Source organism: Burkholderia sp. Ac-20392 (assembly GCF_017104585.1).
In the GTDB taxonomy this organism is placed as follows: domain Bacteria; phylum Pseudomonadota; class Gammaproteobacteria; order Burkholderiales; family Burkholderiaceae; genus Burkholderia; species Burkholderia lata.
Genome location: NZ_JAAGPB010000985.1, coordinates 1 through 1,432, shown reverse-complemented (window position 1 = coordinate 1,432; position 1,432 = coordinate 1). Strand labels below are relative to the sequence as shown.

2 protein-coding genes are annotated in these 1,432 nt (G+C 67.2%); one reads left to right on the top strand and one right to left on the bottom strand.

Features of this window, described 5'->3' with window-relative positions; all coding sequences use genetic code 11:
* Positions 1–136: 136 nt before the first annotated feature.
* Entirely contained in the window at positions 137–562 is a 426-nt protein-coding gene (locus tag G3N99_RS40285) for a VOC family protein (RefSeq protein ID WP_206125197.1), read from the bottom strand.
* 207 nt (positions 563–769) lie between these two features.
* Here G3N99_RS40285 and G3N99_RS40280 point away from each other — a divergent pair, with 207 nt between their 5' ends.
* Positions 770–1,390: an alpha/beta hydrolase gene (locus G3N99_RS40280; protein ID WP_241012096.1), complete on the top strand. Its 621-nt coding sequence runs from the start codon at positions 770–772 to the stop codon at positions 1,388–1,390.
* Positions 1,391–1,432: the final 42 nt, after the last annotated feature.

Genomic DNA, 1,432 nt, shown 5'->3' with positions numbered 1-1,432 from the left:
ACCGCGCGGATCGTGCCGGCTGCCGCGAAGTCGGCCGGCATCCCGTCCGGGTGATCGTGCAGCACGTAGTCGCGCCGCAGCGCATCGCGCGTCGTGTCGGGCAACGGCACCAGCGCGAGTACCCCAGGCCGCGCGGTCACGGCTGCGTGCCCACCGCGCCGGCCGGCACGACTTCCTTCACCGCGCCCTTCCAGCCGTTCGACGTGATGTCGAACACGGTGCCGTCGGGCATCCGGTACTTCACTTCGTAGAACACGTTCGGGTCCTGCTCGTGCCGGCCGGTCAGGTAGGTGCCGCCGGCCGCGACGACGCGCTCGGCGGTCGCGTCGACATCGTCCACCCACATCCCGAAGTGGATCACGCCGCGCACGTCTTTCAGGCCCGCATAGCCGGGCACCGTCTCGTCCTTGAAGTTCAGCAGCGCAACGTTGATCGTGCCGTCCGTCATGTAGATCCCGCGCATCGCGTTGCCCGCGCGGCGCATGCCGAACGCGCGCTCGAAGAATTGCGCGGCCGCTTCCGGATCGTCGACCGAAAGCGCGATGTGGCGAAGCTTGTCCATGGGTGTCCTTGAAGAGTGTCGGCATGCGACGGATGAGTGCGTGGGCGTGACTGTCGCGCAAAAATGCCTGGAATCTCATTGGGTATACTACGTAGTGATTGTGTATACACAAAACGAGATTTATATACCAGAATGGTCCCCATCGCCGTTCGAACGGCGGAACACCGGCTCGCGCCGGCCGCTAGCCGTCATGCAGGGAGGCAGGGGATGCACGCTTGGCAGGAACCGCTGGGGAATCTGTCGGAAGCGCTGAGGGCGCGCTTCGCCGAGATCGGCGCCGTCTGGGGGCAGGACATCGACGCGCACCGCGACTGGGTGATCGACACGTACACGCCGCTCGTCGCCGCGCGGGCGGCGACGGACCTCGGCTGCGAGATCGAGCGCGACATTCCGTACGGGCCTGACGCGCGCCAGCGCCTCGACGTGTTCGTGCAGCACGCGACCCGCCAGGGCGCGCCGGCCGACGTCGTGCTGTTCGTGCATGGCGGCGCGTTCGTGCGCGGCCGCAAGAGCATCAACGGGCTGATCTACGACAACGTGCCGCGCTGGTTCGCGCGCCACGGCTACGTCGCGGTCAACGTCGAATACCGGCTGGCGCCCGATGCGCCGTATCCGGCCGGCGCGCAGGATGTTGCCGCGGCGCTCGACTGGACGCGTGCGCACATTGCGTCGTACGGCGGCCATCCGGGGCGGATCTTCATCGTCGGGCATTCGGCGGGCGGCGCGCACGTGGCCACCTATCTCGGCGATCCGCTGCTCGACGCGCGGCGCGGCGAACGCGAGATCGGAAGAGCGTCGTGTATGGAAAGGGAGTGTACATCGGTGTAGATCGCGTGGGTCCGCGTAGCCACAAAATGACTCCACCTTCTA

What these genes read in the sequence shown, in the direction of transcription:
- G3N99_RS40280 (WP_241012096.1), top strand. Translation starts at nt 770, where the DNA reads ATGCACGCTTGGCAGGAACCGCTGGGGAATCTGTCGGAAGCGCTGAGG.
- G3N99_RS40285 (WP_206125197.1), bottom strand. Translation starts at nt 562, where the DNA reads ATGGACAAGCTTCGCCACATCGCGCTTTCGGTCGACGATCCGGAAGCG.